At 76.4% G+C, this 3,193-nt stretch carries 3 protein-coding genes; 1 reads left to right on the forward strand and 2 read right to left on the reverse strand.

Annotation, left to right across the window (positions count from 1 at the left end; genetic code table 11):
* Positions 1-1,348: Rv2231c family pyridoxal phosphate-dependent protein CobC (gene cobC / locus AB8Z36_RS36495; RefSeq protein ID WP_369217685.1), on the reverse strand; the 1,348-nt coding region annotated here is incomplete at its 3' end.
* Between the two features lie 94 nt (positions 1,349-1,442).
* Here cobC and AB8Z36_RS36500 point away from each other — a divergent pair.
* Positions 1,443-2,174 (forward strand): ZIP family metal transporter, encoded by a 732-nt coding sequence (locus tag AB8Z36_RS36500; protein WP_369217686.1) that lies wholly within the window; start codon positions 1,443-1,445, stop codon positions 2,172-2,174.
* 17 nt (positions 2,175-2,191) lie between these two features.
* Here the strand turns inward: AB8Z36_RS36500 and AB8Z36_RS36505 are convergent.
* On the reverse strand, positions 2,192-3,193 hold a 1,002-nt coding region (locus AB8Z36_RS36505), incomplete at its 5' end, for a cobyrinate a,c-diamide synthase (protein WP_369217687.1).

The raw sequence follows: 3,193 nt of genomic DNA on the forward strand, positions 1-3,193 counted from the left end.
CCCCCGCCCCGGGCACGTGGACGAGCACGAAAGGACCCTCCGCGGGGCCCGCCACCCGCACCCCGCGGGGCGCGAGCGAGGCGAGGCCCGCCAGCAGATGGGCCCGGTCCGCGGCGACGCGATGCGCCGCGTGGCCCGCCTCCGCCAGCGCCCTCGGCGCTACACAGGCCTCCGCCGCCACCAGCGCGGGCGTCGACACCGGCCACAACGGCTGCGCCCGCTCCAGCGCGGCGATCACATCGGGGGCGGCGAGAACGTACCCGATCCGCAGCCCCGCGAGACCCCACGTCTTCGTGAGGCTGCGCAGCACGACGAGCCCGGGCACGTCCGTACGCCCCGCGAGCGCCTCCCGCTCACCCGGCACCGCGTCCATGAACGCCTCGTCGACGACGAGGACCCGCCCCGGGCGGGCCAGCGCCGTGACCGCCGCCGCCGGGTGCAGGACCGACGTGGGGTTGGTGGGATTGCCGACGACCACCAGGTCGGCCGACTCCGGCACCCGCCCCACCGCCGCCGGATCGAGCCGGAAACCGTCCGCCTCCCGCAGCAGCACCCGTTCCACCTCGTGCCCCGCGTCCCGCAGCGCCGCCTCCGGCTCGGTGAACTGCGGGTGCACCACCACCGGGTGCCGCACCTTCAGCGCCCGCGCGAGGAGCACGAACGCCTCCGCCGCGCCCGCGGTGAGCAGCACCCGGTCCGGGCTCACGCCGTGCCGCGCGGCCACCGCCTCCCGCGCGGCCCGCCCGTCCGGATAGGCCGCCAGACCGCCCAGCGAAGCGGCGATCCTCTCCTTGAGCCAGGCGGGCGGGGTTCCGGACCGTACGTTGACCGCGAGGTCGGTGAGACCGGCCCCGTCGTCCCGCACCTCCGCGTCCCCGTGGTGCCGCAGGTCGGGTCCGGGCGCCGGTTGTGAGCCGAGGACGGGGGAGGACAGCCCCGCGTACGCGGGCGGAGCGGGCCTGCGGGCTATCGCGCACGTCGCCATCGGCGGGCGGCCCACCGGCGCCGACTTCCGCTTGGGCACGAGGAGTTCGCCGCCGCCCCGCAGCGCCGCCGCCTCCGCCACGGACGGCGTGCCCACGGCGGCCGTCGACGCCGAGGACGGATGCGGCACGGACACCTCAGCGAGCTCCCGCGCCGCGTACGCCACCACCGGCACCCCCAGCCGCGCCGCCGCCGCGACGATGCCCGGCTCGGCCGCCTTCACGTCCACCGTGGCCAGCTCGGCGATCGCCCGCTCGGCGAGACCGGCGGCGCGGACGGTGTCCCGGATCAGCCCGAGCACCTCCTCCTCAGGGGCGGCCGCACAGGCGCCGACACCCACGACGAGAACCTGGGCGTCCTCCATGAAGGGGTCCTTTCGTACGAGGTGGTGCGGATCGGAGAGGGAAACGGGGGTGGCGGATGTGCGCCGCGGGGGGTCAATCCGCTAGCAAGGGCGCATGGCGGTGTTCGTGGCGCTCGGCGCCTTCCTCATGACCCTGGTGGGCGGCTGGACGGCCCAGCGGGTCACCGACCGGCGCCACCTCGTGCTGGGCCTCGCCGGTGGCCTGATGCTCGGCGTCGTCGGCCTCGACCTGCTGCCGGAGGCGCTGGAGGCCGCGGGCGGTCCCGTGTTCGGCGTACCGGCGGCCCTGCTCCTGTTCGTGGCCGGGTTCCTCGTCGCCCATCTGGTGGAACGGCTCCTCGCGGGCCGCCAGGCCGCGCACGGCGCCGGGGAGCACGACGGGGGCCGGGTCCCCGAGGTGGGACTCACGGCCGCCGCCGCGATGGTGGGCCACAGCGTGATGGACGGCGTCGCGATCGGCGCCGCCTTCCAGGTCGGCGGCGGCATGGGCGTGGCCGTGGCGCTCGCGGTCGTCGCCCATGACTTCGCGGACGGCTTCAACACGTACACGATCACCAGCCTGTACGGGAACGCGCGCCGCAAGGCACTCGCGATGCTCTTCGCCGACGCGGCGGCCCCGGTGCTCGGCACCGCCTCCACGCTGCTCTTCACCATCCCGGAGCGGCTGCTCGGCGGATATCTCGGGTTCTTCGGCGGAGCGCTGCTCTACCTCGCCGCCGCCGAGATCCTGCCCGAGGCGCACCACGACCACCCCGCGCGCTCCACGCTGCTGTGCACGGTGGCGGGCGCGGCGTTCATCTGGCTGGTGGTGGGCGTCGCGGGCTGAACCGCGCCGCCGTACGGTCACGGCGCGCAGCTCTCGACGAAGCGCCGCGCGACGCCCGGCGCGGCGGCCCAGTGCGTATGCAGATAGCTGGCGTGCACCGAGCCCTGCACGAAGCCCTCGACGCGGCGCCGGGGCGCGTGCAGGCCCCAGGCGGGCGACGCCCCGGCCCCGGGCTCGACCGTGGTGCGGTGGAACTCATGGCCCCGCGTCCGCGTGCCCGCGACCGCGAGCACGCTGTCGGAGACGGCGACGGCCTCCCGGTAGCCGAGCGTGAGCCGCTCCGACATCCGCGCCTGCGCGTCGAGCACCCCGCACATCGGCCTGCCGTCCAGCTCACGGGTCAGATACAGCAGCCCCGCGCACTCCGCCGCCACGGGCGCGCCGGAGAGCGCCAGCTCGGCCACCGCCTTGCGCAGCCGTTCGTTGGCGGACAGCTCCGGCGCGTAGACCTCGGGGAAACCGCCGCCGATCACCAGCCCCGCGGTCCCGTCCGGGAGCCGCTCGTCGTGCAGCGGATCGAACGGCACGACCTCCGCGCCCGCCGCCGCGAGCAGCTCCGCGTGCTCGGCGTAGGAGAACGTGAACGCGGCACCGCCCGCGACGGCGACCACCGGGCGGGAACCGGACCGCCGTGCGGCGCCGAGTGCCGCCCCGGGGTCCCAGGCCTCGCCCGGCAGGGGCCCCGCCGTACGGGCGAGGGCGAGGAGCGCGTCCAGGTCGCAGCCTTCCCGCACCCGTGAAGCCAGCTCCGCCACCGACTCCGCCGCGTCGGCCTGCCGCTCGGCCACCGGCACCAGACCCAGGTGCCGCGAGGGGGCGTGCACGGGGGCGGCCCGCCGCAGCACACCGAGCACCGGCACACCGGACTCGTCCAGGGCCTCCCGCAGCAGCGCCTCGTGCCGGTCGGAGCCGACCTTGTTCAGGATGACGCCCGCGACCCGCACCTCCGGGTCCCAGGACGCGAAGCCGTGCACCAGCGCCGCCACCGACCGCGACTGCGACGACGCGTCGACGACCAG

This window comes from Streptomyces flavofungini (genome assembly GCF_041028215.1).
In the GTDB taxonomy this organism is placed as follows: Bacteria; Actinomycetota; Actinomycetes; order Streptomycetales; family Streptomycetaceae; genus Streptomyces; species Streptomyces flavofungini_B.

Coding starts and splice junctions, on each gene's coding strand:
- AB8Z36_RS36500 (WP_369217686.1), top strand. CDS start 1,443: ATGGCGGTGTTCGTGGCGCTCGGCGCCTTCCTCATGACCCTGGTGGGC.